Source organism: Aeromonas sp. FDAARGOS 1418 (genome assembly GCF_019048585.1).
Classification (GTDB): Bacteria; Pseudomonadota; Gammaproteobacteria; order Enterobacterales; family Aeromonadaceae; genus Aeromonas; species Aeromonas caviae.
Map to the genome: position 1 here is coordinate 3,390,881 of NZ_CP077387.1, position 25,741 is coordinate 3,416,621.

A 25,741-nucleotide genomic window follows, 5' to 3' on the forward strand; every position below is an offset into this window, starting at 1 on the left:
CAAGATGAGGCCCCCGTGCTGCTGCAACGCACCCTGCGCTACCTTCGTGATTTTCTGGTCATCATCGCCTGTCTGCTGGCAGGCAAAGCCGTGGCGGCCATCCTGCCCTTCGCCTTCCCCGGCAGCATCATCGGCATGCTGCTGCTGTTCGTGCTGCTCTCCTTGCAGATCGTCCGCTTCTCCTGGGTCGAGCTGGGGGGCGGCCTGCTGCTGCGCCACATGGGGGTGCTGTTCGTGCCGGTGGCGGTGGGCCTGGTGGCCTGGCTCGAGCCCCTGCGCCAATCCTTCGGTCTCATCATGCTCTGCGTCGTGCTCGGCATCGTGCTCATCCTGGGCGCGGTCGGCCACCTCTATCAAAGGATGAACAAGCCATGATCCTCTGGTTCGCCCTGCCCCTCACCCTGGCCCTCTATTTCATGACCCGGGCCCTCTACCGCCGCCTGCCCTGGCCCGTCATCAATCCGGTGCTGATCCCCACCGCCGTCATCATCGGCCTGCTGCTCTGGCTCGATCTGCCTCTGGATCAGTACCAGCAGGGGGCCTCGCCCCTGACCGCCCTGCTGGAACCCGCCGTGGTGGCCCTGGCCCTGCCGCTTTACCAGCAGGCACGCCAGATCCGCGACAAGCTCACACCCATCCTGGCCTGTACCCTCACCGCAGTGCTCATCTCGGTCTGCACCACCCTGGGGGTCGGCCACCTGATGGGGGCGGATCCGGCGCTGCTCGCCTCCATCGCCACCAAGTCCATCACCACGCCGCTCGCCATGAGCGTCAGCCAGTCCCTCGGCGGCATTCCCGCCATCGCCGCCGCCGTGGTGGTGGTGGTGGGGATCCTGGGGGCCCTGGCGGGCTATCCCCTGCTCAAGCTGATGCGGGTCACCGACCCCGAGGCCCAGGGGCTCGCCATGGGAGCCTGCGCCCACGCCATCGGCACCGCCGCCTCCGCCGAGCAGGGGGTGACCCAGGGCGCCTTCTCGTCGCTGGCCATGGTGGTGTGCGGTGTGCTGACCGCAGCCATCGCCCCCCTGCTGTTCGCCCTCTACCACTGGCTGACCTGATCCCCGTTGCCATGGCCGCCCCTGCGGCCATGGCCTCTGTGCCCTTTCACCGTTTCCATCCGATACCCTCGCCTCCCTGATGCCGGGAGCTGGCGCACAGATTGCGAAAGACAAACGTTTCCTTTACCATCCCCGCCCCTTTGCCCATCAAGGCGTGAGCGCGCTCACACAATTCGCCGCGCTTGCTCCCTACAATGGCCCCCCAATTGGCCTTTGAGGACACAGTATGCATCCCCGCTTTGCCAAGCCATTCGAGACCCTTTCCGCCCCGCTCCAGGCCGCCCTGCTGCCCATGCTGGGGGACGATTTCCAGGCCCGTTTCACCCCGGACCAGGTCGCGACCCTGAAAGCCGCCACCGGGCTGGATGACAGGGCCCTGCGTCTGGCCTTGCTGCCGCTGGCGGCCGCCTGCTCGGTGGCCCCCATCTCCAGGTTCTTCGTCGGCGCCATCGCCTGCGGCCTGAGCGACACCTGGTACTTTGGCGCCAACATGGAGTTCGCGGGCCAGGGGCTGTTCCACTCGGTCCATGCCGAGCAGTCCGCCATCTCCAACGCCTGGCTGGGTGGCGAGACCGGGATCTCCGAGATCACCGTGAACTACACCCCCTGCGGCCACTGCCGCCAGTTCATGAACGAGCTGAGCACCGCCAAGACCCTGAAGGTCTCCCTGCCGGACGATCTCAGCGAGCTGCAATCCTTCCTGCCCCACTCCTTCGGCCCCGCCGATCTCGAGATCACCGATGCCCTGATGAGCCCCCAGGCTCACGACGAGCTGGTGCTCGAGAGCGACGACCCCCTGTGGCAGGCTGCGCTCGCTGCCGCCCGCCAGAGCTATGCCCCCTACAGCCAGGGCTATGCCGCGGTGGCGCTGCAGTTCGAGGACGGGCGCATCTTCTGCGGCCGCTATGCCGAGAACGCCGCCTTCAACCCGAGCCTGCCGCCGATGCAGATGGCCTGCGCCCACGCTGTGCTGGGTGGCGAGGATCTCGCCACCGTGCGCCGCGCCGTGCTGCTGGAGAGCAAGGATGGCCAGATCAGCCAGCGGGACTCCGCCCAGTCCACCCTGAAGGCGCTGGGTTCAGTCGAGCTTGAGTACAAAGCCGTCTGACCCCGGCATCCGCCAACGGGAAGGGGAGCTGCGGCTCCCCTTCTTGCTCTCTGCGGCTCTCATCCTGCCCCTCAGCCCCTTTCTCTGCGCCTCTGGCGCCGTGCATCAGATGCCCCCTGCCCCATGTGAGGGCGGTCTCCCTCCGATGACCGTATTGGCAGACCTCCTCTGCGGTGGCGGGAAGCCCAGGTTAAGGGGCCAATGCCCCACCCCTTGCGGCCCCCGTGTGTGACCCCAAGATGCATTTGCCAAGCCACTGGGATCCCGCCTTTCCATGGATTTTGCAAATGCCTTTCCCGGCCGATTCCCTCGATGAGGGGCGGTATGGCGGCGGCGGGAAACCTCGGGTAAGGGGTCAATGCCCCGCCCCCGCCACTGGCGGCCCCGTGTGTGACCCCAAGATGCATTCGCCCAGCCACTGGGATCACCCCTCTCCATGGATTTTGCAAATACCTTTCCCTGCCGTTCCCTCGACGCGGGGCGGCATGGCGGCGGGAAACCTCGGGTAAGGGGTCAATGCCCCAGCCCCCTGTCGGCTTGCTTCCCCCTGAAATACAGCGGGGGAGCCACTGGCTCCCCCGACTGTCATTGATATGGCCCATATGGCGGCACCGACCCCTGTCAGGACTCCCACAGGATGCGCTGGCTGCCGGACCAGCGCTCGCCGATGTCCGCGTATTTTTGTTCCAGCAGGTGGCGGCGGATCTTCATGGTGGGGGTCAGCACCCCGTTCTCGATGTTCCAGGGGCTCTTGACCACCAGGATGCCCCGCAGGCGAGCATGGGATTCCAGCTTGTCGTTGACCCGATTGAGGGCAGCCTCCAGCTGGGCCTCCACCCCGGCCTTGTCCCCCTTCATGGCTCTCTCGGCGAGCTGCACCAGGGCGACCGGCTGCGGCATGCCGTAGCCGATGACGCAGAGCTGCTCGATGATGGGCTCCTGCCCGAGCATCCCCTCGATGGGCACCGGGGCCACGTACTTGCCCTTGGCAGTCTTGAAGACGTCCTTCATGCGGCCAGTGATGGTGAGGTAACCCTCCCGGTCCAGCTTGCCCATGTCACCGGTGTGCAGCCAGCCCTCGGCGTCGATGGCCTCTGCACTGTGCTCGGGATCCTTGTAGTAGCCCACCATCATGCCGTCGCAGCGACAGAGGATCTCCCCCTCGTCGGAGATCTTGATGGTCACCCCGGGCCCGGCCTTGCCGACGGTGCCTATCTTGTCCGCCCGGAACGGGTAGTTGAGGGTGGAGTAGGCGTGGTTCTCGGTCATGCCCCAGGCCTCGGTGATATGGATGCCGATGCTGTGATACCACTCCAGCAGCGCCGGGGCCACCGGCGCAGAGCCGCAGCCCAGCACCCGCGCCTGATCCAGCCCCAGCCCCTTTTGCAGCTTGCTCTTGATGAGGCTGGAGACGAGGGGGATCTTGAGCAGCAGCGCCAGCTTTTTCTGGGGCAGCTTCTCGTGGATCTTGATGCGGAACATGGCCCAGAGCCGCGGCACCGAGATGAAGACGGTGGGACGGCAGCGCTTGACGTCCTCGATGAAGGTGTCGAGGGATTCGGGGAAGGCGATGGTGGCACCGCTGAACAGGCTGCCGCCGTAGATGTAGACCCGCTCGGTGATGTGGGCAAGGGGCAGGTAGGAGAAGCCGCGATCCTCGGCGGTGAGGGAGACCGCCTCCACCAGCTTCTCGCAGGACCAGGCGTAGCGCTCCACGCTCAGCATGGCCCCCTTGGGCTTGCCGGTACTGCCGGAGGTGTAGACCAGGCTCAGCAGGGCATCCGGCGCCTGCACCGGGCTGTCCGGGATGGGGTCGTATTGCGCCAGCAGATCGTCCCACTGGTGGGCGGCCGGCATGGTGTCGTAAGGCAGGGCGATACGCAGCAGATCCCCGGGCACCCCCGCCTCCTGGATCTTCCAGTCGTCCAGCTTGCCGACGAAGATCGCCCTGGTTTCGCTGTGGCGCAGCACGTATTCGATGGTGTCGACGTTGGCGGTGGGGTAGATGGGCACGCTCACGTATCCCCCCATCTGCATCGCCAGATCGGCGATGAACCACTGGGCGCAGTTCTTGGAGAGCAACGCCACCTTGTCACCGGGCACTAGGCCCAGGGCGCGCAGTGCCGTCACCATGCGCCGCGCCTCGTCGGCGACCTCACCCCAGGTGAAATCGACGTATTCGCGGTGGATGGTCTGACGCAGATAGATTCGGTCGGGACACTGCCGCTCCCAGTGATAGAGCATCTCGAGCGGCAGTCTGGTGGCAATGCGTGAGGTGGAGGCCATGGTTTAATCCCTGAAACAATAGGCGAGCCTCATTATTAACCTTTTGATAACACTCAGGGAAGCAGATTACTTAAACTTGTGTTTGAACTGCGAATGGGATCAAGCTTCCGCCTGGGCCTGCAGACGCTTCCACATCTCCTGCACCAGCACCTCGTCCTGCTCGGAGAGCTCACCTTGCAAGATGGCCTCGTTCAGGCTGCGCAGCACATAGCTCTTGACGTCCCGCACCAGGGTCTTGCCCTCCAGCTCGGCGCGCGCCACCGCAAGGGAGATGTGCCCTCGCAGATAGCCACCCGCAAACAGCTCGTCTTCGCTGGCCGTGGCGACCATGGCGTCGATCAGTCCCAACAACTTGTATTCAAAATCGTGAATCGTCATTTAACGCAGCCTCATTTCCGGGGTTGCCGGCAAAAAATTCGGGGAGTGGAACCGCGATCCGGTCGATCGCGGCTCTCTGGCGCCAGGCCAGCCGCATCCTTGATGTCCTATTCCGGGTTGGCCACCGGGTAGATGACCTGATCCTTGTATCCCGTGGTTATGCGCAGATAACCACTCAACGACCGGTTCAGTGCCGGATCGTCGGTGTCCACCAGCAGCGGACGGCCTTCTAGCGCCGCCAGCTTGGCTTTGGTGGCGAGCACCTGGATATGCTCGCGCCCGACGGCCCGGATCACGTCTGGACTCAATTGCTGATTTCCGCGCCCGAACAGATGTCCCTGACCGCCGATCAGGGTGATGATCAGACGGCAGCGACGGCCGCGGATCCGGGTCAGGATCTCGGCGGCGGACAGATCCTGCCCGATAAGCCGGCCATTTTCCACCAGATCCACACCGAGCAAGGTATTTTCCAGACCCAGCTCCCCCATGCAGGCGGCCACCGTGCTCCCCGACCCCATCAGGTAGAGGGTATCGGGCTCCATCTGCTCCACCACACCGGCGGCAAGATCAGCGAGCACCAGCTCCTCGGACTCCCGCCCCCCCTGCTTGACCGCCTGCACGTAGCGCAGATCCCCGGGCACCAGCAACTGGCCGTAATGGCGGGCGCGCACCTTGCCGGCGCGAAACGCCTCCTCGTCGATGTCCATCACCTCCGCATCCACCAGGCTCAGGAGCTCCCCTGCGATCATTCTGGCCGCCACCCGGCCACTCGCCGCCGGCGTCACCCCGTAGACCCCGGAGTGGATTTTGCACCCCGCCGGGATGCCGAGCACATGGCAGGACTCCCCCACCGCCGCGCAGATGTCACGGGCGGTGCCATCGCCACCGGCGAAGAGCAGCAGATCCACCCCGGCATCGCGCAGGGCCAGGGCGGCCGCCCGGGTGTCCTCGGCGCTCGTCTGCGCCCCGGCAGGCCGATGGACGATGCGATGGGGCAGCCCCAGCTCGGCGGCGAGGTCGGCCCCCATCTCTTCGGCCACCGTCAGCAGCTCGAATGACGTGGTCAGCTCGCACAGGGGCAACAGGGCCTGGCGGGCCCGCTCCCGGGCCTTGGGGACGGCCCCGCGCGCCAGCGCCTCGGCGACCATGCCGTCACTGCCCTTGAGACCGACGGCCCCGCCGATGCCGGCGACGGGGTTGATGATGAGCCCTAATCGAAACATGTTTCCCTCCCGTTGAACGGCTGCCATTTTTATCTTTTCCCGCCACTGGGACAAGCCATGACCCCCTGCTAAAATGCGCGACTTCTACCTCAATCACTGTTCAACCAAGGTTCCATCATGCTGGAATGGATTGCGGACCCCTCCGCCTGGGTCGCGCTCGCCACCCTGACCCTGCTCGAGATCGTGCTCGGCATCGACAACATCATTTTCATCTCCATCCTGGTGGGTCGCCTGCCGGAAGCCCAGCGCCAGAAAGCGCGCATCCTGGGGCTGGGGCTCGCCATGGGCACCCGCATCCTGCTGCTGCTCTCCCTGGCCTGGGTGATGCGCCTCACCGAGCCCCTCTTCACCGTGCTGGGGGAAGCCATCTCGGGACGGGATCTCATCCTGCTGGTGGGAGGTCTGTTCCTCATCGCCAAGAGCACCCACGAGATCCACCAGAGCCTGGAAGGGGCCGCCGAAGAGGCGGGTGTGGTGAGCAAGACCGCGGGCTTCCTGTCCACCCTGGTGCAGATCGCCATCCTCGACATCATCTTCAGCCTGGACTCCGTCATCACCGCCGTGGGCATGGCGGATCATGTCCCTGTCATGGTGCTGGCCATCATCATCGCCGTCGGCGTCATGATGTTTGCCGCCAAGGCCATCGGCGACTTCGTCGATACCCACCCCACCATCAAGATGCTGGCCCTCTCCTTCCTTATTCTGGTCGGGGTGGCGCTGATGGCCGAAGGGCTGGATCTGCACATTCCCAAGGGTTACATCTACTTCGCCATGGCCTTCTCGCTGGTGGTGGAGATGATCAACATCCGCCTGCGCGGCCACCAGGAGCGGGCCAAGTAAACCGCGACCTGCCGAGAGATGGCCAAACAAAAAGCGCGACCCAGGGTCGCGCTTTTTTATTGCCCCGCCAACGGGGCGCCTTGGGCTCAGAGGGCGTTGCGAGCGGCCACGGCGTCCGCCAGGTTGCGCAGCAGCACCTCGGTATCGGCCCAGCCGATGCAGGCGTCGGTGATGCTCTGGCCGAAGGTGAGCTCGCACCCGTCCACCAGATCCTGACGCCCTTCCACCAGGTGACTCTCCACCATGACGCCGAACACCGCCTTGCTGCCGGCACGCAGCTGACCGGCCACGTCCTCGGCCACCAGCATCTGGTTCTTGAACTGCTTGCTGCTGTTGGCGTGGCTGAAGTCGATCATCACTTTCTGGGGCAGACCGGCCTTGTCCAGACCACTCACCACCTCATCCACGTGACGGACGCTGTAGTTGGGCTCGCGGCCACCGCGCAGGATGATGTGACAGTCCGGGTTGCCAGCGGTCGAGACGATGGCGGAGTGGCCGTACTTGGTCACCGACAGGAAGTGATGCGGGGCGCTGGCGGCGCCGATGGCGTCGATGGCCACCTTGATAGTGCCGTCGGTGCCGTTCTTGAAGCCCACCGGGCAGGAGAGACCGGAGGCCAGCTCGCGGTGTACCTGGGATTCGGTGGTACGGGCGCCGATGGCACCCCAGCTCATCAGATCCGCCACATATTGCGGGGTGATCATGTCGAGGAACTCGGAGGCGGTCGGCAGCCCCATGTCGTTGAGATCCAGCAAGAGCTTGCGACCCAGGCGCAGGCCGTCGTTGATCTGGCAGCTGTTGTCGAGGTAGGGGTCATTGATCAGCCCCTTCCAGCCCACTGTGGTACGGGGTTTTTCGAAGTAGACCCGCATCACGATCTCCAGCTGATCTTTCAGCTCGTCGCGCAGCACCTTGAGGCGTTTGCCGTATTCCAGGGCGGCGACCGGATCGTGGATGGAGCAGGGGCCGATCACCACCAGCAGGCGATCATCGTCGCCGGCCAGGATGTTGTGGATGGCCTGACGGGATTCAAACACGGTGGCCGAGGCGGTGTCGGTCGCCGGAAACTTCTCAAGCACCGCAACCGGGGGCAATAACTCTTTGATTTCACTGATACGAACGTCGTCGGTTTGATGCTGCATGACCAAGTTTCCTGCTAGATGACTGCGATAAAGAGATCTCAATCTAGCCCTGTGCCGGGTCGGTGTAAATAGAAAATTACATTCTTCGACAAGGAATTTTATTATCGCACCTTGCAAGTTTGCATAATGCTGCTAGGAGGCATGAAAAAAGCGGGGGGGCAGAGATGAAAAGGCCCGCACGAAGCGGGCCGAAAGGGCTCAGGCCTGACTGACGCTGGCCAGCTTGTCGAAGTAGTCCGGGAAGGTCTTGGAGGTGCAACCCGGATCATTGATGGTGACCGGCGTATCGGAGAGCGCCACCAGGGAGAAGCACATGGCGATGCGGTGATCGTTGTAGGTGTCGATGGCCGCGTGGGTCAGCTGTGCGGGCGGGATCACGGTGATGAAGTCGTGCCCCTCCTCCACTTCCACGCCCAGCTTGCGCAGCTCGGTCGCCATGGCGTGCAGGCGGTCGGTCTCCTTCACCCGCCAGTTGTAGATGTTGCGGATGGTGGTGGTGCCCTCGGCAAACAGCGCCGTGGTGGCGATGGTCATGGCCGCATCCGGGATGTGGTTCATGTCCATGTCGATGCCGTGCAACGGCCCCTGCTCGGCCTCGATGAAGTCATCGCCCCAGGTGATGCGAGCCCCCATCTTCTCCAGTACGTCGGCGAAGTGGATGTCCCCCTGGATGCTGTGCTTGCCGATGCCGGTAACCCGCACCTTGCCCTTGATGGCGCCCGCCGCGAGGAAGTAGGAGGCGCTGGAGGCATCCCCTTCCACCAGGAAGTCGCCTGGGCTGACATAGGTCTGGTTGCCCTTGATGTAGAACACCTTGTAGTCGTCGTGCTCGATGACCACCCCGAACTGCTTCATGATGTGCAGGGTGATGTCGATGTAGGGCTTGGAGACCAGCTCGCCCTTGATGTGGATGCGGGTGTCGCCGGCCGCCATGGGGGCCGCCATCAAGAACGCCGTCAGGAACTGGCTGGAGACGGAGCCGTCGATGTGGACATCGCCACCCCAGAGCCCCTTGGCATCGACCACCAGGGGCGGATAGCCATCCTTCTTCAGGTACTGGATGTGGGCACCCGCTTCGCGCAGGGCATCCACCAGGTGGCCGATGGGGCGCTCTTCCATGCGCGGCTCGCCGCCCAGGGTGTACTCGCCGGAGCCCAGGCACAGGGCGGCGCACAGAGGGCGCATGGCAGTACCGGCATTGCCGAGGAACAGGTTGACCGGCGCCGAGACCGCGAAGCTGCGACCCAGACCGTGCACGGTACACTCGGTCTTGTCGGCGGAGAGCTTGTACTTGACGCCGAGCTGGGTCAGCGCCGCCAGCATGTGGCGGATGTCATCGCTGTCGAGCAGGTTGGTCAGCCGGGTGGTGCCCCGGGCCAGGGCCGCCAGCAGCAGGGCCCGGTTAGAGACACTCTTGGAGCCGGGCAGATTGACCACCCCGGCCACGCTAGAAATGGGTTCCAAACGCAACGAATTCATAGACTTCCTGTTCGATCTCAATTAAATCACCTGACCGGACGTTAACAGCCCGCGTCCCCCGCGGCAAGTTCGACAGTGGCACGACCGCGGGAGAGGGTAGCCTGGGTCAGGATGGGTCTGAAAAACAGACGCCGGGGAGTCCCCGGCGTCTGGCAATGGGGAGACACGCCTCAACCGTGGCGTTTGGCAAAGTCATCCATAAAGCTGACCAGGGCCTTGACCCCTTCCAGGGGCATGGCGTTGTAGAGGCTGGCGCGCATGCCACCGACGATGCGGTGTCCCTTGAGGGCCAGCAGACCGGCCGCTTCCGACTCCGCCAGGAACAGCTTGTCCAGGGCCTCGTTTTTCAGCTGGAAGGGCACGTTCATGCGGGAGCGGCAGGCCACATCCACCTTGTTGCCATAGAAGCTCGACTGATCGAGGTAGCCGTAGAGGAAGTCAGCCTTCTCCTTGTTGCGTGCTTCCATCGCCGCCAGGCCACCCTGCTCCTTGAGCCACTCGAACACCAGACCGGCCAGGTACCAGGCGTAGGTGGGGGGCGTGTTGAACATGGAGTCGTTCTTGGCGGTGAGCTGGTAGTCGAAGATGGACGGCACATCGGCGCGGGCCTGGTTCAGCAGGTCATCGCGCACGATGGCGATGGCCAGACCAGAGGGGCCTATGTTCTTCTGGGCACCGGCGTAGAGGATGCCGAAGCGGCTCACGTCGAGGGGACGGGAGAGGATGGTGGAGGAGAGATCCGCCACCAGGGGCACATCGCCGGTGGCCGGGATGTCGAACATCTCGATGCCATCGATGGTTTCGTTCGGGCAGTAGTGTACATAGGCGGCATCGGCGCGAAACGCCGGCGTCGGCAGCAGGTGGGAGACCCCCTGCTCGTTCTTGGCTACCCCCTGGAAGGTCTGGATGTCACCGTATTTCTGGGCTTCATCCACGGCGCTCTGGGCCCAGACGCCGGTCACTAGGTAATCTGCCTTCTTGTTGGCGCCACCCAGCAGGTTCATGGGCACGGCGGAGAACTGGCCGCGGCCACCGCCGTGCATGAAGAGCACCTTGTAGTTGTCCGGCACCGCCAGCAGGTCGCGCAGGTCCGCTTCGGCCTTCTCGGCGACCGCCATATAGGGCTTGCCGCGATGGGAAAGCTCCATGACCGAGGCTCCCAGCCCCTGGAAATTACAAAATTCGCGCTGGGCGCGCTCCATGACTTCAACCGGCAACATGGCGGGGCCGGCGCAGAAGTTGTAAATCTGTTTGCTCATGACGCTTTCCGTGAATGGATGTGTGTGATCGGTGACTCGAACGTTTTTACACGACAGCCCCCCGTGGGGGCAAAGGCTTTTTGGGATCCAGCGCAACCTTTTGCCCCGGCGCCACCGGGCACCCATCAGACAAAAGCCCTGAACGGGCAGGGGCTTGCAGAGAATATGCATGGAAACGGGGGCGAGACAGCACGGACGGCTTTCTTCGCCCCTTTGTGGCAAATTTACAGCTTGGCGGTGAGCTCCGGCAGCAGGGTGAAGAGATCCCCCACCAGACCGTAGTCCGCCACCTGGAAGATGGGGGCCTCGGCGTCCTTGTTGATGGCGACGATCACCTTGGACTCCTTCATCCCCGCCAGATGCTGGATGGCGCCCGAGATGCCCACCGCGATGTAGAGCTCGGGGGCCACCACCTTGCCGGTCTGCCCCACCTGCAGGTCGTTGGAGACATAACCTGCATCCACGGCGGCCCGCGATGCCCCGACGGCAGCCCCCAGCTTGTCCGCCAGTGCGTCGATGAGGGCAAAGTGCTCTTTCGAGCCGAGCGCCCGCCCGCCGGAGACCACCACCCGGGCCGCCCCGAGCTCGGGTCTGGCGGAGCGCACCGCACGCCGCTCGATGAGCCGGGTACGGCAGCGCACCTCAGCCACCGGCAGCGATTCCATCGCGGCACGCTCCTCCCCGGCCCCGGCCTTGGCGAACGCGGTGGGCCGCACGGTGAGCACCTTGACGGGGGCGCTGCTCGCCACCCGGGCGATGGCGTTGCCCGCATAGATGGGACGCAGGAAAGTGTCGGGCCCCTCGATGCCGGTCACCTCGGCGATCATCTCCACTCCGAGCCTGGCCGCCACCCGCGGCAGCAGATCCTTGCCCTGGCTGCTGGCCGCCATCAGGCAGTGCTGGTAGTCCCTGGCCACCTCGGCGAGCAGTCTGTCGACCCCGTCGTTGAGCCCCTCCGCCAGCATGGGATGTTCTGCCAGCAGCACCCGGTTTACCCCCGTGAGGGCGGCGGCCTGCTCCCCCGCCTCCGTCAGCCCCTGCCCCAGCAGCAAGAGGTGCACCTCGCCCCCCAGGCGCCCCGCCGCCGTGACCAGCTGGGCCAGGTTGTCGGCGATCCGCCCCTGATGATGTTCCGCAATCACAAGTACGCTCATGACAGCACCTTCATGTCATCCATTGATCCCTTGCTCCCCTGGGCCGCTGCCCCATGCATGGCGCTCACGCCTGCGGGAGGCATCCCTCTCATGCCCCTGCCCATCAGAGCACCCGGGCTTCGTGCTTGAGCTTGTCCAGCAACTCGTCCACCGAGCCCACCCTGATGCCGGCGCTGCGCACCGGCGGCGCCATCACCCCGAGCTGCCGTGTCTGGCCGGCCGGCACCACCCCGAGGGCGGCGAACGGCCGGCTCTCCAGCGGCTTGCGCTTGGCCTTCATGATGTTGGGGAGGGAGGCGAAGCGCGGCTCGTTGAGGCGCAAGTCCACGGTCACCACGGCGGGCAGCGCCATGCCGAGGGTCTCGAGGCCACCGTCTATCTCGCGGGTTACCTGCAATTCCCCCTCCACCAGCCTGATGGCGGAGGCGAAAGTGGCAAGCGGCCAGTCATTGAGGGCGGCGAGCATCTGCCCTACCTGATTGTTGTCGGAATCGATGGACTGTTTGCCGAGCAGCACCAGATCGGGCTGCTCCTGCCCGCACACCGTTTGCAGGGCCCGGGCCACGGTGAGCGGGGTCAGGGTCTCGCCGGTAACATAGTGCAGCGCCCGATCCGCCCCCAGCGCCAGGGCATGGCGCAACTGCTCGGCCGCCGCCTCGGGGCCGAAGGTCACCACCACCAGCTCGGATGCCACGCCGGCTTCCCGCAGCCTGACCCCCTCCTCCACCGCGATTTCACAAAACGGGTTGATGCCCATCTTCACATTGGCGAGCTCCACATCGGAGCCATCCCCCTTGACCCGGATCCTGACGTTGTAATCAACGACCCGTTTGACTGCGACCAGCAGCTTCATGGCGGTCATCCCTCATACCTGTTGTGTGGGTCCACCTTGTCGTCACTCACTTTTCTGCTGACAAAGTGGTTTACGTTTACGTAAACTACCAGCACTACCCTAGGCCAAGTCGAGCGCAGAGGCAAGATGGAACGCGAAGCAATGGAATTTGATGTCGTCATCGTCGGTGGCGGCCCGGCAGGCCTGAGCGCCGCCATCGCATTGAAGCAGCAGGCCCCGGCCCTCTCGGTCTGCCTGCTGGAGAAGGGTGCCGAGATCGGCGCCCACCTGATCTCCGGCGCCCTGCTCGATCCCGTCGCCCTCAGGGAGCTGCTGCCAGAGAGCTGGCAGGAGGCCCCCCTCGGCGTGCCGGTGACGGATGATCAGGTCCATCTGCTGCAAAGCGACAGCCGCTCCCTGCAACTGCCCCACTGGGCGGTGCCACCCCGCATGCACAACGACGGCAGCCACATCATCAGCCTCGGCACCCTCTGCCGCTGGCTCGGCAAGCAGGCCGAGGCCCTCGGTGTCGAGATCTACCCGGGCTTTGCGGCGAGCACCCTCATCGTGGAGGAGGGCCGGGTACGCGGGGTGGTGACCGGCGATCTTGGTCTCGACAAGGAGGGCAACCCCAAGCCGGATCACGTGCCCGGCATGGCCCTGTATGGCCGCTATACCCTGTTTGCCGAAGGGGCGCGCGGCCACCTCGGCAAACAGCTGATCGCCCGATTCCATCTGGAAAATAGCGCCCAGCCGCAGCATTACGCCATCGGCTTCAAGGAGGTGTGGCAGGTGCCTGCGGGACAATCCCATCCTGGGCGGGTACTCCATGGCAGCGGCTGGCCCCTTGGTGAGGGAAAGGGCAACAAGAGTCAGGGGGGCTTTTATCTCTATCATCTGGCCCAGGATCAGGTGGCGGTCGGCCTTATCGTCGATCTCAACTACCAGAATCCCTGGCTCAGCCCCTTTGACGAATTCCAGCGTCTCAAGCACCACCCCCTCATCGCGGCAACGTTGCAGGGGGGCGAGCGCATCAGCTACGGCGCGCGGGCCATTACCAAGGGGGGCTGGCACTCATTGCCGCGCATGCACTTTCCCGGCGGCCTGCTCATCGGCTGTGACGCGGGCACCCTGGACTTCTCCCGCATCAAGGGGATCCACACCGCCATGAAGTCCGGCATGGTGGCGGCCGCGACGGTCGCCATGGCACTACGAGGAGGGGATGAAGGGGGACGGGATCTGGCCGAGTTTCAGGACGCGCTGCAGCAAAGCTGGCTGACCCGGGAACTGAAGAGGGCCCGCAACGTTGGGGCCGCCCTGCACCGCTTCGGCCCCTGGCTCGGCGGCGCCTTCAACTGGCTGGAGCAGCGACTCTTTGCCCTGACTTCTCCTTTTACTCTGCTGGACAAGGAGCCGGATTACCGCCAGCTGCGCCTGGCCAGCCGTTGCCAGCCCATCGACTACCCCAAACCCGACGGCAAGCTCAGCTTCGACAAGCTCTCCTCCGTCTATCTGGCCAGCACCAGCCACGACGAGGATCAACCCTGTCACCTGACCCTTCAGGACGCGCGCATTCCGGTCGAGGTCAACCTGCCCACCTGGGCCGAACCCGCCCAGCGCTACTGCCCGGCGGGGGTGTTCGAGATCCTGGATGGGGATACCCGGCCAAGGCTGCAGATCAACGCCGCCAACTGCATTCACTGCAAAACCTGCGACATCAAGGATCCCAGCCAGAATATCGTCTGGACGCCGCCCCAGGGCGGCTCGGGCCCCAACTACCCCAATCTGTAACAGGCTTGCCCACGCACACCAGAGCAGATAACAAGGAGACGCAGCCCCGGAACACCGCCCGGAGACCGTTTCCTGCGCTTGGCCGGGGGCTGTCGCAGGGCGACCAGCAACCCGCCATTCCCGCCGGTGAGCCCGGGCCCTCCCCCACACCAGGGCGAACAAAGAAGGCGACGCCGGGATCGCCCGCATCGGGGTCGCCACGGCTGATCCGACCTCGCCGTTTTTTTGAGCGAACAGGCTGAACCCCTGATGAATAGGCCCTGACAAGCGGGTCCCGCCCCTGTATAGTTCGCCGCATTCAGGTTGTCCATCGGCCTCGTTATGCTATTTCATGGGATCGCTTTCCGTGCGATCTAAGGCCGCATGAACCTGTGCAACCATCCCTGATTACCCATGACTTCTTAAGGGGGGACAGATGATCACCGCCTACATTCTCAACAACAAGGTGCTGGACATAGTCACGCTCGGGCCGGATGACATCGTTCCCGACAACACCGTCTGGCTGGATGCCTACAAGCCGGACACAGCGGAGCGAGAATGGTTGACGGGCCTGTTCCTGGAGGAGGTGCCGGACAAGGAGGAGCTCGATGACATCGAGGCATCCGCCCGCTTCTACTGGGACACCGACGGTCTGCACATCCACTCCCTGTTTCCCCAGCGCATCGGTCGCGACACCAAGGGTGTGCACGTCTCTTTTACCCTGCGCAACAACCTGCTGATCAGCATCCGCGAGGACGACATCGGCCTGGTGCGTCTGCTGCGCCACTACATGCGTCAGGACAGGCTGGAGGTCGAAGATGCCCTCGACATCCTGCTGGAGGTGCAAAACCTCAAGGTGGAGTATCTCTCGGATCTCATCGAGGATGGCTACAAGACCCTGGAGAACACCGCCGATCAGATCTTCGAGCCGGACCAGATCAACCCCATGCTCAAGGAGCTGATGGCCCAGGAAGAGGCCAACGGCCAGATCCGTCTCTCCCTGCACGATACCCGCCGCGCCCTGCGCTTCCTCAAACGCAGTCTGCGCCAGCGCATGACGGGGGAGCAGAACAAGTGGATCGACGAGATGCTGCACGACGTGGAGTCCCTGCTGCCCCATACCCAGTTCCTGTTCGACAAGATCAACTTCCAGCTGGAGGCCTCCATGGGGGTGACCAACCTGGAGCAGAACAAGGTGATCAAGATCTTCTCGGTAGCCGCGGTCATCTTCCTGCCGCCGACGCTTATCGCCAGCATCTACGGCATGAACTTCGGCCGCATGCCGGAGCTCGCCTGGGAATACGGCTATCCCCTCTCCCTGGTGCTGATGGTGATGTCATCGCTGGGCACCGGTCTCTTCTTCAAGCGAAAAGGCTGGCTGTGACGCCGGAACCCGGCAACTAAAGACTGCGGATTGGGGGGCCTGGCCCCCGATTAATTCCCGGCCGTTGCCGGCCTTGCAATGGCCTGCCCTGTGCCCCATATCCCCTTCATCACTCGCACTGCATGAATGGATACCGGGCCACCATGACCCTCTACCCCGAACACCGTTACGACGATCACGGCCAGTTGCGCCCCCCGCTCTGGTTCTGGCCCATCGCCCTCTTGCTGACCCGCTCGGTCTGGCTGTTTCTGATGGCGGGGGTCACCCGGGAGAGTGGCAGCGCCATCCTGACCCTCTTCTACCCGGACAAGCTCACCCTCTATGTCAGCCTGCTGACGGACGTGCCCGCCATGCTGGCGCTGCTCGCCTGCGGCGGCACCCATCGCCAGACTCACAGTGCCAGAGCCTGGCTCAGACGCCACAGCCCCTTGCTGCTGCTCTGCTCTGCCGTCAGTGGCCTGCTGATGCAACTGCACAGCCTCAATCTGCAGCAGTGGTCGTTCAACTGGCCCACCGCCCTGGTGCTCATCGCCAGCCTCTGGGCGCTCTGGTATCTGCTGAGAAGCCGCCAGTTGCGGGATTACGCCCAGGATCAGCCCCACTGACAGGCTGGTTCACTGGCGCGTGACCCGGATCTGCAGAGTCTGGCGTTCGCTGCCGCTGGCTCCGCCCATGCCTGATGGATTGGCGATCGCGGCCTCCCGGCTGCCTTGGGTTGTGGAAAGCTCCCCCACCGTCAGCCACTGGCCCGGGGCGCCGCTCACCTCGGTGGCACTCTGGCCGGTGTGTATGTTGCCTCGCTCCACTCTTGCCTGTTCACTGCTGAGGGCCACCTGCACCCTGTCCCCTATCAGGGTCGCGGTGGCGTAGAGACCGTTCATCAGCGGCATCATGCCCACCACCCTTCCCCCTTGCCACTGGTAAAAGGTGACCGGCTGATAGGACCCCATCTGCAACAACACGGGCCGCCCGGAGAGGCCACGCACCTGCCAGTTGTCACTCTGGCTGCGTTCATAGTGCCGGGCATCCCCCTCCAGCAGCCACTGCCGTTTGGCATCCAGGCCCAGCCCCACTCCGGCCTGCTGACTGCTGGAGGCGCCATCCACCCGCCACTCGATGAGCAGGCTTTGTGGCGGCTGGTTCACTTGCGCCAGGGTACGCTCGGCCTCCTGCAACTGGGCGGGGGTTCCGCTCAGTACCAGCTGGTTGCCCATGGCGCTCACCCCGAGATCCGGGTAGATCTCCTTGAGCGTCTGCACCGCGGCATCCGCCTCGAATACCGGTATGACCTTCACTTCGGCCCTCAAGGGCAATGCCAGCAACAGGCAGCACCCCAGCCCCCAATACCCTGATCCAGCGCGCATCTTCTCCTCCCGGCGTTCACCGCCACCCTCTCGCTTCCTGCCATCATGGTCCATGGCGCCCCGATTGCAACGGGCCTGGTATGCAACCCCACACAGAGGCACCTGATAAAGACTCGTTAAGATACCAATCAATACAAATAAAAATGGTTATCATTTGTTGTCACAACAAAAACCCTCGGATACAATTCGGACTCATTTTTTCGAGTCAGCCTCTGATGAAGCCAGAATCCGTCGCATCCACCCCTGCCGCCATCCACCTGGCGCTGCTCATCAACATGCTCTCCATGGGCTGCATGATGATGGTGATGCCCCTTGGCCCGGAACTGGTAACCCGTCTGGGGATGCTGCCGGAGCAGACAGGTTACTTCAGCGGCGGCGCCACCCTGGGAGCCGCCCTGCTGGGCCTCCTGGCCGCCCCCTGGCTCGATCGGGTCAACCGCAAACCCGCCCTGCTGGTGCTGCTGCTCCTGCGCTTCCTGCTCTTGATGGCTTGCGCCCTGGCCGAGGATAGCCAGACCCTGCTGCTGATCTTTATCCTGTCCGGCTGCGTGGCCGGCCCCCTGGGGGCCATCCTGATGGCGGCGGTGCTGGATCTGGTACCGCCCGCCGAGCGGGGCCGCCGTCTCGCCTACGTGGGCATGGCGTTTTCCCTGGCCGCCATTCTGATCGTGCCCGCGGCCCTCGTGCTGGCCCAGTGGTCTGGCTGGCAGAGCCCCTTCCTCTTGTTTGGTGCTGGCGGCCTGCTGCTGGCCCTGCTGTGTGCGATCTGGCTGCCGTCCCTGCCGGTCAACCGGGCCTCGGCAGGCCAGGGGATACGCCAGTTGCTGGGGTCACCGCTCTGCCAGGGAGCCCTCTTTATCCTCTGCCTGCAGATGTTCGGCCACTTCCTGCTCATTCCGCACTTTGCCAACTACTTCCAGTTCAACCTGGGTTTCCCGCGCGAGCAGATCGCCAGCCTCTATCTGTGCGGCGGCCTTGCCAGCATGGCCACCATGCGCCTGTGCGGCGGCTGGATCGATCAGGGCCGCGCCCAGGGCGCCATCCTGCTCACCAGCCTGGCCCTGGCCCTGATCACCCTGGTGGGCTTTGCCTTGCCGGCAGGCCTGCCTCTCTATCTGCTGTTCACCCTCTTCATGGCCCTGAGCTCCGCCCGTGCCAGCACCACCCTCGCGGTCACGGCGGCCATTCCGGCCCCCCATCAGCGCGCCGCCTTCATGTCTTTCCAGGGCTCGGTCACCAATGTGGCGGCGGGCCTAGGCAGTCTGCTCTCCGCCAGATATCTGGTCTCCGACGAGGGGGGCGCCCTGCACGGTTTCCCCACCCTGGCCTGGATCAACATTGCGTGCACCCTGGTGGCCTGCGCCGGTGTCTGGTTCCTCATCCGGGGCCTGAAGCGCACAAGAGATAACAATAATCCTGCCTCTGGCACCGCCAGACAAGGAAGTCAGTGAGCACCGGATCAGAAGAATCCGGACCCCATAACCTCAGTTATATCCATGGAGTTTTTGACAATGCAGTTGCAGCACGGCCTCTTTAAACTGAACCCCATTCTGCTCTCCCTTGGTCTGCTGGCCGTACCGGGCCTGGCCCAGGCCGAGTCCGTCAAGGCCAACGAGACGGTGGTGGTCACCGCCACCCAGACCAAGCACACCGAGCTGACCGCCCCGGCCAGCGTCTCCGTGGTCACCCGCGCCGATCTGGACAAGATGAACGTCAACAACATCGGCGATGCCCTCAAGCACGTGCCCGGTGTCAACATCATCGGCACCAACCCCACGGGTCGCAACGAGATCAAGATCCGCGGCATGGGCGGTGACTACACCCTGCTGCTGGTCAACGGCAAGCGGGTCAACGCCCGCGAGACCCTGGGCAGCTCCTTTGGCAACGACTTCGACTTAAGCTCCATCCCCATGGCCGCCATCGAGCGCATCGAAGTGATCCGCGGTCCCGTCTCCTCCCTGTACGGGGCCGATGCCCTCGGCGGCGTGGTCAACGTGATCCTGCGCCAGGCCAAGGAGAACACCGAAGCGGCCGTCGGCTACACCCACACCATGCCCACCAAGGGGGATGGCGGGGATGCCAACCAGGGTAGCGCCTTCGTCTCCGGCGCCCTGATCGACAACAAGCTGCTGGGCAGCGTGGTGGTGGAGGGCTATCAGCGGGATCGCTGGAAGAGCGAGCAGTCCAACAACCCGGATGCCGACGCCCTGGAGAAACGGGAAGTGGTCAACGTGCTCTCCAGCCTGAAGTGGCTGGTGGCCGACAACCAGGACATCGACTTCGATCTGGGTTACAACCAGAACGACATGGACAGCTACTTCAACAACGTGCCCCGTGCCCCGACCGCACCGGCCACCCCCCACAACGTGCAGAAACTCGATCGCCTGAGCCTGGGGCTGACCCACAACGGCCGTTGGGAACACTTCGACAGCCGCGCTCGTTACTACTTCGAGCAGACCGATCTGATGGATGACTCCCAGCTCAACGGTGGTGCCGCCGACATCACCCAGACCAACAACACGGTGGATGGCCAGTTGAGCGGCTACCTCGGGGATCACCTGCTGACCTCAGGTGCAGAGTTCCGCAAGACCGAGCTGGAGCACAGCCGCAGCATCCAGAACGGCAGCGTGGATGCGAGCCAGAGCGCTCTCTACCTGCAAGACGAGTTCGGCTTTGGGGATCTGGCCCTGACGCTCTCCGGCCGTCTGGATCACCACGAGACCTATGGCAACGAGTTCAGCCCCCGTGCCTACGCCCTCTACTCCCTGAGTGACGAGTGGGTGATCAAGGGCGGCGCCGGCAAGGCGTTCAAGGCCCCGACCCTGGCCCAGTCCAGCGAAGGGTTCGCCACCACCGCCTGCCGCGGCGCCTGCAAGGTGATAGGCAACCCGGATCTGAAGCCGGAAACCTCCGTCAGCTACGAGCTTGGCACCGCCTACAACGCCGATCGCTTCGGCGCAGGGGTGACCGGCTTCCACAACGAGATCGAGGATCTGATCCAGAGCGATCAGTGGGGCCCGGGCTACCGTCCGACCGTCATGACCTACCTCAACGTCAAGAAGGCCCGCATCAAGGGGCTGGAGCTGACCGGCTGGTTCGACGTGCTGGACAACGTGCAGCTGACCGGCAACCTGACCCTGCTGGACTCCGAAGACAAGAGCACGGGTGACGATCTGGCCAAGACCCCGGATCACACCGGCAACATCGGCCTGGACTGGAAGGCGAGCGACGTGGTCAGCGCCAACCTGGCCTGGCAGTATGTCGGCAGCCAGGTGATCAAGGTGCCGGCTCGCAACGCCCAGGCATTCACCTCCAAGCACTACCAGACCCTGGACGTGAACACCAAGTGGACCGTCACGCCGGCCCTGGACTTCAAACTCGGCATCACCAACCTCACCAATACCCAGCGTGACGAGGTGGCGACCGACGCCGACTTCATCCTGGAAGGTCGTACCGTCTACGCAGGGGTCGATTACAAGCTGTAATCCATCCTGTATGCGGGAGCCCCGGTCGCGGGGCTCCCTTTTTGCGTTTCTGCCTCCCCGAATTCAAGGAGTCATTGAGTGCTCAGATACCAAGCTCGGCTGTTCTGGCTCGGCGTGCTGCTCCTCTTCCTGCTGATTTGTCTGTCACTGGCCACCGGGGCCGGTGTCTATGGTGGCCGCGAGGTCGCCGGTTTCCTGATGGGCGATCCCGCCTTCGTGGCCGATGAAAAGCTCGCCATGATAGTCCATACCCTGCGCCTGCCCCGTACCCTGGCAGCCCTGGTGGTGGGGGCATCACTCTCCCTGGCGGCCTCCATGCTGCAAAGTGCCACCCGCAACCCTCTGGCCGAACCCGGCCTGCTCGGGGTCAATGCTGGCGCCGTCTTTGCTCTGGTGATCGGCCTCACCTGGTTTGGCGTCGAATCCGCCTACGGGTATCTGCTCTGGTCCGGCATGGGGGCCCTGCTCGGCAACCTCATCGTGCTGGGCCTCGGCCTCATGGTGGGGCGCTCCAACCCCCTCAAGCTCATCCTGGTGGGGGTCGCCCTCTCCGCCACCTTCGGCGGTCTTTCCAACTTCCTGTTGCTCTCCAACCGGGTGGTGCTGGAGCAGTTCCGCTTCTGGAACTTAGGGTCCCTTGCCGCCTCCAGTCTGGAAGCGGTACTCACCGTGGTCCCCTTCGCCCTGGCCGCCCTGCTGCTGACCCTGGCGCTCTGTCGCCCTCTCACCCTGATGCAGATGGGGGATCACCAGTCCAGGGCCCTCGGCATCCGCCCCACCCGGGTGCGGATCGGCGTGCTCTTGGCCGCAACGCTCTTCACCGCCTGCGCCATCGCCATCGCCGGTCCCATCGGCTTTGTCGGCTTCCTCGCCGCCTACTGCGCCCGCCTGGTGGAGCCGGTTCGCCTCGCCATCCAGGTGCGCTTCTCCGCCCTGTTCGGGGTGCTCTTTCTGCTCGGTGCCGATGTGCTGGCCCGCTGGCTTATCCAGCCCTACGAGCTGCCCAACGGCGTCATTCTGGCGCTCATCGGGGCGCCCGTGCTCATCCTGGTGGTGCGCAGCGGCGGCTTCCGCTCCCTGCTGGCCGTCAAATAAGGTGCCACGCCCATGAAGAACTCTCTCTCACTCCCGAGCGGCACCCTCTGCCTTCGCCTTGGCAGCCGCACCCTGTTGCTGCACCGCCGCGCCTGGCTCATCACCCTGGGGCTCCTGGTCGCCCTCACCCTGCTCTCCCTGCTGGCCCTCACCCTGGGGTCCGGCAAGATCACCATGATGGGGGTGATCCAGACCCTGCTCGGGGAGGGAAGTCGACTCGATCAGGTGACCGTCTTCAAGATCCGACTGCCGCGCCTGTTGGCGGTGCTGGTGGCCGGCGCCGCCATGGGACTCTCGGGCTGCCTGGTGCAGACCCTGGTGCGAAACCGCCTCGCCACCCCGGACATGATCGGGGTCAACGAGGGGGCATCCCTTGCCATCATCATCTTCTCCCTCTATCTGACCCTGGGCACCTGGCCCTGGTGGGCCGCCCCCTTCGGCGCCCTGTTTGCCGCCGCCGCGCTCTATGCCCTGTGCAACAAGCCGGGGGAACAGGGCTACCTGTTCGTGGTGATCGGCATCGGTGTCTCGGAGCTGATGAACGCCCTCGGCCAGTTCGTCATGTCCACCCAGTCCCTGGTGCACCTCACCAGCCTCTATCTGTGGAACATGGGCAACTTCGTCGGTCAGGGCTATGGCACCTTGCTGCCGGTAAGCCTGCTGCTCCTGCTCATCTGTCCCTGGACCGTCTGTCTCTCCCGCTCCCTTGGCGTGCTGCGCCTGGGACCGGTCACCGCCCGAACTCTCGGGGTCAACGTGAACCGGGTGCAGCTCGGGGTGCTGGCCCAGGCCATCATAGTCGCAGCCCTTGGCACCGCCATCGGCGGCCCCGTGGTTTTCATCGCCATGGCGGCCCCCATCCTTGCCTCCTGGCTCAGCCGGGATCACATCGTGCCGCTCTGGATTGCCGCCCTGTGCGGCGCCCTGATGCTGCTCGCCAGCGACACCCTGGTGCGGGTGCTGGCCAGCCCCCACGAAGTGGCCACCGGCATCATGACCCGCATTCTCGGCGGCCTGCTGCTGCTCTTCATCCTGCTCAAAGATCGCCAGAAGGCCGACTGACCATGGCATTCATCCATTTTCAATACAGACCGAGGGCCGCCCGATGACGCTCACCGTGAACCGACTCCAGTTCGGCTACCCGCAAAAGACCATCTTCAAGGAGATCTCCTTCTCCCTCCCCCGGGGCAAGCTGGTGGGGATCGTCGGCCCCAACGGCGGCGGCAAATCCACGCTGCTCAAGCTCCTTGCGGGACAGGAGCAGCCCCGGTCCGGGGAGATCCTGCTCAAGGAGAAGCCACTCGGTGCCTATGGCGCCAAAGCCCTGGCTCGGGAACTCGCCTATCTGCCCCAACGCCCCCTGGTCCCCCCCGGTATCCTGGTGGAGCAGCTGGTGCAATATGGCCGCCATCCCCATCAGGGCTGGTTCAATCAGTGGAGCGAGGAAGATGCCCGCATGGTGGACTGGGCCCGGGAGCGGATGCAGCTTGATGCCATCTGGCACCAGAGCGCCAGTTCGCTGTCCGGCGGTCAGGCCCAGCGGGTGTGGCTCGCCATGGTGCTGGCCCAGGATGCGGACATCATCTTGCTGGACGAGCCCACCAGCGCGCTGGACATCGGCCACCAGACCGAGGTGATGGAGGCCATCCATCGGGTCGCCGCCGAGGGCAAGACGGTGCTTATCGTCATCCACGATCTCGCCACCGCCGCCCGCTACTGCGACGAGCTGATTGCCCTGGGGGATGGCGCCATCCAGGCCATGGGCCCGGCCCGGGAGGTGGTGACCAAGCCCCTCATCGATCGCCTCTACCAGACCGATGTGGACATACTGCACGCCCCCGGCGACGGGGCCCCTGTCATCGTGCCCCGCCGACGCGCTGACGAAGCGCCTCGCCTGCGCGCCGACCATGGCGTGTCGGCCTGAGCCATACCCTGTGCCAGAGAAAGAAACCGCCTGATGGCGGTTTCTTTCTCTGGGCTTTGCGTTGGCGTTATCCGGGCGCTGGCATCGTGCTCACAGCAGCAAGACGGTGAGCACGCCCCCCGGCAGGGCTTGCCAGTGCAGGGTGGCGCGCCAGCCGGCTGGCAGGGTCGGTGTCAGCGGGCATTTGAGCTCCAGGGTGAGAGTCTGCGCCGTCATGGCGAGCCAGCGGGCATCGAGAAAGTCAAAGTAGCGCCCCACCCGGGGATAGAGCCCCTTGAAGAGGCTCTCCTTGGCGGAAAACACCAGGGTCACGCCCTCTGCCAGGCTCAGCTGGGCGTCGTGACCCCCCGCCTCCAGCCGTCCCCACTCCTCCCCATCCATGATGCCGGGCCATAGCTTCGCCCCTTGGTCGCCATCGAGCCAGGCCTCCAGATCCAGCCCGATTCCCTCCTGGCCCGGACGCACCGCACACAGGGCCACCCCCTCTCCCGCCAGCCGGCTGTGGCTGATGCTCCCCTCCACCCCTTCAGGCCAGAGCGGCTCCCGGGCCGCTCCGATGGCCACGCTGCATCCTGCAAGACCGAAGGGACGCAGGGCCTCACGGGCTGCGAGACGCCCTGCCAGAAACTCCCCGAGGCGCCTGGGGGCAGCCCCCTGCAATGAAGCAGGCAGGATGATGCCCTGTGCCCCAAAGCACTCCGGCGAGAAGGCGGCGGGATCAAAACTGACCCGATGAAGAGGCAACGTCTCCAGGCCCGGCAGGTACAAGGCATCGAATTGACGGACAAAGGATCCATCGAGTGAGGGACAACGAGGCAACATGCAAGGCTCCTGACAGGGGCCTGCGATGGTACCAAAGCAAGCCGAGGTCATGCCACAAATACAAATGACAACGCTTCTCACTTGCTTTGTGGTAGCATGTCCCCGCCCATTCGGGGCTGGCCGGGCGGCTCTCAGGCACTTTCCACAGACTCTGGCCCACCGATTTCACCCATAAGGATGTCACCATGAAGATCTTCTCCCCGCTGGCCACCTTGCTCATGCTGGCCAGCCTGACGGGCTTCCAGGCCCAGGCGGGCAGCCGCCAGGTCATCGATGCCAACGGCCAGCCCCAGAGCGTCCCCGATGCGCCCCGGCGAGTCGTCGTGTTGAGCGAACTCGATCTCGACAGCGCCCTGACTCTGGGGGTGCAGCCGGTAGGCACCGTCAATGGGCGCGGCCAGTCCACCCTGCCCCGCTATCTGCTGGACAAGGCGGGCAAGGAGATCGCCGTGGTCGGGGATCTGGACAACCCCAATCTGGAGACCCTCATCGATCTGGAGCCGGACCTTATCCTCACCGGCCAGACCAAGCCCGAGCTCCTGGCCCTGCTCAAGGAGATCGCTCCTACCGTCGTCACCGGCAACTGGGGCGAGCCCTGGAAAACCGTGTTCGGCCGCAGTGCCGACGCGATGAACCGGGGGGCCGAGGCCAAGGCGTTCCTCACCCGGTATGAGGCCCGCCTGGCAGAGGCCCGCAGCAAGCTCGCCCAGCATCAGGGGGAACAGATGAGCATAGTGCGCTGGAACCCCAAGGGGCCGAGCTACATGCACGGCGGCACCTTTGCCAGCAGCGTGGTCACCGAGATGGGGCTCACCCGACCGTCCCACCAGATTGGCGACAAGAGCCCCCACTCCCCGGCCCTGAGCCTCGAATCCCTCAACCTGCTGGACGGTGACTGGCTGGTGATCGGCACCCTCAGCACCAGCGGGGATGCGGTGGATGCCATGAAGCAGGCCGAGCAGACCCCGGCCTTCCAGCAGCTCGGCGCCATCAAGGGCAAGCGCTTCGGCGCCGTGGACGGGTCACTCTGGACCTCCACCGGCGGCCCCCAGGCGGCCCTCAAGGTGATCGACGACGTCGAGCGCCTGCTCACCAAGGCGGATGCCGCCCCCATCGCTCACTAATCCCTCGGTTTACG

Annotated in this window: 23 protein-coding genes; 13 read left to right on the forward strand and 10 right to left on the reverse strand. The window is 64.6% G+C overall.

What is annotated here, in order from left to right; translation table 11 throughout:
• Positions 1 to 15 precede the first annotated feature (15 nt).
• From I6L48_RS15770 to cdd, 3 genes are all read left to right on the forward strand, one after another.
• Positions 16 to 375 carry a CidA/LrgA family protein gene (locus I6L48_RS15770; protein WP_010674461.1) on the forward strand — a complete coding sequence of 120 codons (360 nt, stop codon included), beginning with the start codon at positions 16 to 18 and terminating at the stop codon, positions 373 to 375.
• Entirely contained in the window at positions 372 to 1,058 is a 687-nt protein-coding gene (locus I6L48_RS15775; RefSeq protein ID WP_041212945.1) for an LrgB family protein, read from the forward strand. The genes I6L48_RS15770 and I6L48_RS15775 overlap by 4 nt, the downstream gene beginning before the upstream one ends.
• A gap of 226 nt (positions 1,059 to 1,284) precedes the next feature.
• Positions 1,285 to 2,166: a cytidine deaminase gene (gene cdd / locus I6L48_RS15780; RefSeq protein ID WP_216987438.1), complete on the forward strand. Its 882-nt coding sequence runs from the start codon at positions 1,285 to 1,287 to the stop codon at positions 2,164 to 2,166.
• 621 nt (positions 2,167 to 2,787) lie between these two features.
• Here the strand turns inward: cdd and I6L48_RS15785 are convergent.
• The 3 genes from I6L48_RS15785 to I6L48_RS15795 form a co-directional block, all read right to left on the reverse strand.
• Positions 2,788 to 4,452, reverse strand: a complete 1,665-nt coding sequence (locus I6L48_RS15785) for an AMP-binding protein (RefSeq protein WP_042881828.1) — start codon at positions 4,450 to 4,452, stop codon at positions 2,788 to 2,790.
• Positions 4,453 to 4,551: 99 nt separating this feature from the next.
• A complete protein-coding gene (locus I6L48_RS15790; RefSeq protein WP_042881830.1) occupies positions 4,552 to 4,830 on the reverse strand; it encodes a YfcL family protein in 279 nt (92 codons plus the stop codon).
• 107 nt (positions 4,831 to 4,937) lie between these two features.
• On the reverse strand, positions 4,938 to 6,053 hold the full coding sequence (locus tag I6L48_RS15795; protein ID WP_042881832.1) for an ATP-NAD kinase family protein: 1,116 nt from the start codon (positions 6,051 to 6,053) through the stop codon (positions 4,938 to 4,940).
• 117 nt (positions 6,054 to 6,170) lie between these two features.
• On the opposite strand from I6L48_RS15795, the gene I6L48_RS15800 reads away from it, so the two are divergent.
• Positions 6,171 to 6,893, forward strand: coding sequence for a TerC family protein (locus I6L48_RS15800; protein WP_010674455.1), 723 nt, complete (start codon positions 6,171 to 6,173; stop codon positions 6,891 to 6,893).
• An 86-nt stretch (positions 6,894 to 6,979) separates the two neighbouring features.
• On the opposite strand, the gene aroG is transcribed toward I6L48_RS15800, so the two are convergent.
• The 5 genes from aroG to I6L48_RS15825 form a co-directional block, all read right to left on the reverse strand.
• Positions 6,980 to 8,035: a 3-deoxy-7-phosphoheptulonate synthase AroG gene (aroG, locus tag I6L48_RS15805; protein WP_042881834.1), complete on the reverse strand. Its 1,056-nt coding sequence runs from the start codon at positions 8,033 to 8,035 to the stop codon at positions 6,980 to 6,982.
• Between the two features lie 198 nt (positions 8,036 to 8,233).
• Positions 8,234 to 9,514 (reverse strand): 3-phosphoshikimate 1-carboxyvinyltransferase, encoded by a 1,281-nt coding sequence (gene aroA, locus I6L48_RS15810; protein ID WP_041212941.1) that lies wholly within the window; start codon positions 9,512 to 9,514, stop codon positions 8,234 to 8,236.
• 170 nt (positions 9,515 to 9,684) lie between these two features.
• Positions 9,685 to 10,773 (reverse strand): 3-phosphoserine/phosphohydroxythreonine transaminase, encoded by a 1,089-nt coding sequence (gene serC, locus I6L48_RS15815; protein WP_010674452.1) that lies wholly within the window; start codon positions 10,771 to 10,773, stop codon positions 9,685 to 9,687.
• A gap of 224 nt (positions 10,774 to 10,997) precedes the next feature.
• Positions 10,998 to 11,927, reverse strand: coding sequence for an electron transfer flavoprotein subunit alpha/FixB family protein (locus I6L48_RS15820; RefSeq protein WP_180898544.1), 930 nt, complete (start codon positions 11,925 to 11,927; stop codon positions 10,998 to 11,000).
• Between the two features lie 103 nt (positions 11,928 to 12,030).
• Positions 12,031 to 12,780, reverse strand: a complete 750-nt coding sequence (locus I6L48_RS15825) for an electron transfer flavoprotein subunit beta/FixA family protein (RefSeq protein WP_162513478.1) — start codon at positions 12,778 to 12,780, stop codon at positions 12,031 to 12,033.
• Positions 12,781 to 12,906: 126 nt separating this feature from the next.
• Between I6L48_RS15825 and I6L48_RS15830 the strand changes: the two genes are divergently transcribed.
• The 3 genes from I6L48_RS15830 to I6L48_RS15840 all read left to right on the forward strand — a co-directional run bounded on the left by I6L48_RS15830 (position 12,907) and on the right by I6L48_RS15840 (position 16,518).
• On the forward strand, positions 12,907 to 14,550 hold the full coding sequence (locus tag I6L48_RS15830; protein ID WP_042879364.1) for an electron transfer flavoprotein-ubiquinone oxidoreductase: 1,644 nt from the start codon (positions 12,907 to 12,909) through the stop codon (positions 14,548 to 14,550).
• Positions 14,551 to 14,965: 415 nt separating this feature from the next.
• Complete coding sequence (corA, locus tag I6L48_RS15835) at positions 14,966 to 15,913, forward strand: magnesium/cobalt transporter CorA (RefSeq protein ID WP_005301617.1); 948 nt, start codon at positions 14,966 to 14,968, stop codon at positions 15,911 to 15,913.
• 143 nt (positions 15,914 to 16,056) lie between these two features.
• Positions 16,057 to 16,518, forward strand: coding sequence for a DUF2919 domain-containing protein (locus I6L48_RS15840; RefSeq protein ID WP_042879365.1), 462 nt, complete (start codon positions 16,057 to 16,059; stop codon positions 16,516 to 16,518).
• 9 nt (positions 16,519 to 16,527) lie between these two features.
• Here I6L48_RS15840 and I6L48_RS15845 read toward each other — a convergent pair whose 3' ends face one another.
• Positions 16,528 to 17,277: a hypothetical protein gene (locus I6L48_RS15845; protein WP_041212937.1), complete on the reverse strand. Its 750-nt coding sequence runs from the start codon at positions 17,275 to 17,277 to the stop codon at positions 16,528 to 16,530.
• A gap of 215 nt (positions 17,278 to 17,492) precedes the next feature.
• Here I6L48_RS15845 and I6L48_RS15850 point away from each other — a divergent pair, with 215 nt between their 5' ends.
• From I6L48_RS15850 to I6L48_RS15870, 5 genes are all read left to right on the forward strand, one after another.
• On the forward strand, positions 17,493 to 18,728 hold the full coding sequence (locus tag I6L48_RS15850) for an MFS transporter (protein WP_042879372.1): 1,236 nt from the start codon (positions 17,493 to 17,495) through the stop codon (positions 18,726 to 18,728).
• 60 nt (positions 18,729 to 18,788) lie between these two features.
• Complete coding sequence (locus I6L48_RS15855) at positions 18,789 to 20,762, forward strand: siderophore amonabactin TonB-dependent receptor (RefSeq protein WP_010674445.1); 1,974 nt, start codon at positions 18,789 to 18,791, stop codon at positions 20,760 to 20,762.
• Between the two features lie 78 nt (positions 20,763 to 20,840).
• Positions 20,841 to 21,857 carry an amonabactin ABC transporter permease subunit 2 gene (locus I6L48_RS15860; protein ID WP_010674444.1) on the forward strand — a complete coding sequence of 339 codons (1,017 nt, stop codon included), beginning with the start codon at positions 20,841 to 20,843 and terminating at the stop codon, positions 21,855 to 21,857.
• Positions 21,858 to 21,869: 12 nt separating this feature from the next.
• Entirely contained in the window at positions 21,870 to 22,919 is a 1,050-nt protein-coding gene (locus tag I6L48_RS15865; RefSeq protein ID WP_042879377.1) for an amonabactin ABC transporter permease subunit 1, read from the forward strand.
• Between the two features lie 43 nt (positions 22,920 to 22,962).
• A complete protein-coding gene (locus I6L48_RS15870) occupies positions 22,963 to 23,781 on the forward strand; it encodes an amonabactin ABC transporter ATP-binding protein (RefSeq protein WP_039038896.1) in 819 nt (272 codons plus the stop codon).
• A 90-nt stretch (positions 23,782 to 23,871) separates the two neighbouring features.
• Here I6L48_RS15870 and I6L48_RS15875 read toward each other — a convergent pair whose 3' ends face one another.
• The gene (locus I6L48_RS15875; protein ID WP_042879379.1) at positions 23,872 to 24,603 is read right to left on the reverse strand and encodes a 4'-phosphopantetheinyl transferase; all 732 of its coding nucleotides are present in this window, start codon (positions 24,601 to 24,603) and stop codon (positions 23,872 to 23,874) included.
• A 185-nt stretch (positions 24,604 to 24,788) separates the two neighbouring features.
• On the opposite strand from I6L48_RS15875, the gene I6L48_RS15880 reads away from it, so the two are divergent.
• Positions 24,789 to 25,727, forward strand: coding sequence for an iron-siderophore ABC transporter substrate-binding protein (locus I6L48_RS15880; protein WP_042879381.1), 939 nt, complete (start codon positions 24,789 to 24,791; stop codon positions 25,725 to 25,727).
• Positions 25,728 to 25,741 lie beyond the last annotated feature (14 nt).

Excerpts from the sequence above, each read along its gene's own strand:
- I6L48_RS15880 (WP_042879381.1), top strand. The coding sequence starts at position 24,789 with ATGAAGATCTTCTCCCCGCTGGCCACCTTGCTCATGCTGGCCAGCCTG.
- I6L48_RS15775 (WP_041212945.1), top strand. The coding sequence starts at position 372 with ATGATCCTCTGGTTCGCCCTGCCCCTCACCCTGGCCCTCTATTTCATG.
- I6L48_RS15825 (WP_162513478.1), bottom strand. The coding sequence starts at position 12,780 with ATGAAGCTGCTGGTCGCAGTCAAACGGGTCGTTGATTACAACGTCAGG.
- corA (WP_005301617.1), top strand. The coding sequence starts at position 14,966 with ATGATCACCGCCTACATTCTCAACAACAAGGTGCTGGACATAGTCACG.
- I6L48_RS15820 (WP_180898544.1), bottom strand. The coding sequence starts at position 11,927 with ATGAGCGTACTTGTGATTGCGGAACATCATCAGGGGCGGATCGCCGAC.
- I6L48_RS15830 (WP_042879364.1), top strand. The coding sequence starts at position 12,907 with ATGGAACGCGAAGCAATGGAATTTGATGTCGTCATCGTCGGTGGCGGC.
- serC (WP_010674452.1), bottom strand. The coding sequence starts at position 10,773 with ATGAGCAAACAGATTTACAACTTCTGCGCCGGCCCCGCCATGTTGCCG.
- I6L48_RS15790 (WP_042881830.1), bottom strand. The coding sequence starts at position 4,830 with ATGACGATTCACGATTTTGAATACAAGTTGTTGGGACTGATCGACGCC.
- I6L48_RS15840 (WP_042879365.1), top strand. The coding sequence starts at position 16,057 with ATGACCCTCTACCCCGAACACCGTTACGACGATCACGGCCAGTTGCGC.
- I6L48_RS15845 (WP_041212937.1), bottom strand. The coding sequence starts at position 17,277 with ATGCGCGCTGGATCAGGGTATTGGGGGCTGGGGTGCTGCCTGTTGCTG.
- I6L48_RS15785 (WP_042881828.1), bottom strand. The coding sequence starts at position 4,452 with ATGGCCTCCACCTCACGCATTGCCACCAGACTGCCGCTCGAGATGCTC.
- cdd (WP_216987438.1), top strand. The coding sequence starts at position 1,285 with ATGCATCCCCGCTTTGCCAAGCCATTCGAGACCCTTTCCGCCCCGCTC.
- aroG (WP_042881834.1), bottom strand. The coding sequence starts at position 8,035 with ATGCAGCATCAAACCGACGACGTTCGTATCAGTGAAATCAAAGAGTTA.
- I6L48_RS15865 (WP_042879377.1), top strand. The coding sequence starts at position 21,870 with ATGAAGAACTCTCTCTCACTCCCGAGCGGCACCCTCTGCCTTCGCCTT.
- I6L48_RS15870 (WP_039038896.1), top strand. The coding sequence starts at position 22,963 with ATGACGCTCACCGTGAACCGACTCCAGTTCGGCTACCCGCAAAAGACC.
- I6L48_RS15795 (WP_042881832.1), bottom strand. The coding sequence starts at position 6,053 with ATGTTTCGATTAGGGCTCATCATCAACCCCGTCGCCGGCATCGGCGGG.
- aroA (WP_041212941.1), bottom strand. The coding sequence starts at position 9,514 with ATGAATTCGTTGCGTTTGGAACCCATTTCTAGCGTGGCCGGGGTGGTC.
- I6L48_RS15855 (WP_010674445.1), top strand. The coding sequence starts at position 18,789 with ATGCAGTTGCAGCACGGCCTCTTTAAACTGAACCCCATTCTGCTCTCC.
- I6L48_RS15850 (WP_042879372.1), top strand. The coding sequence starts at position 17,493 with ATGAAGCCAGAATCCGTCGCATCCACCCCTGCCGCCATCCACCTGGCG.
- I6L48_RS15875 (WP_042879379.1), bottom strand. The coding sequence starts at position 24,603 with ATGTTGCCTCGTTGTCCCTCACTCGATGGATCCTTTGTCCGTCAATTC.
- I6L48_RS15800 (WP_010674455.1), top strand. The coding sequence starts at position 6,171 with ATGCTGGAATGGATTGCGGACCCCTCCGCCTGGGTCGCGCTCGCCACC.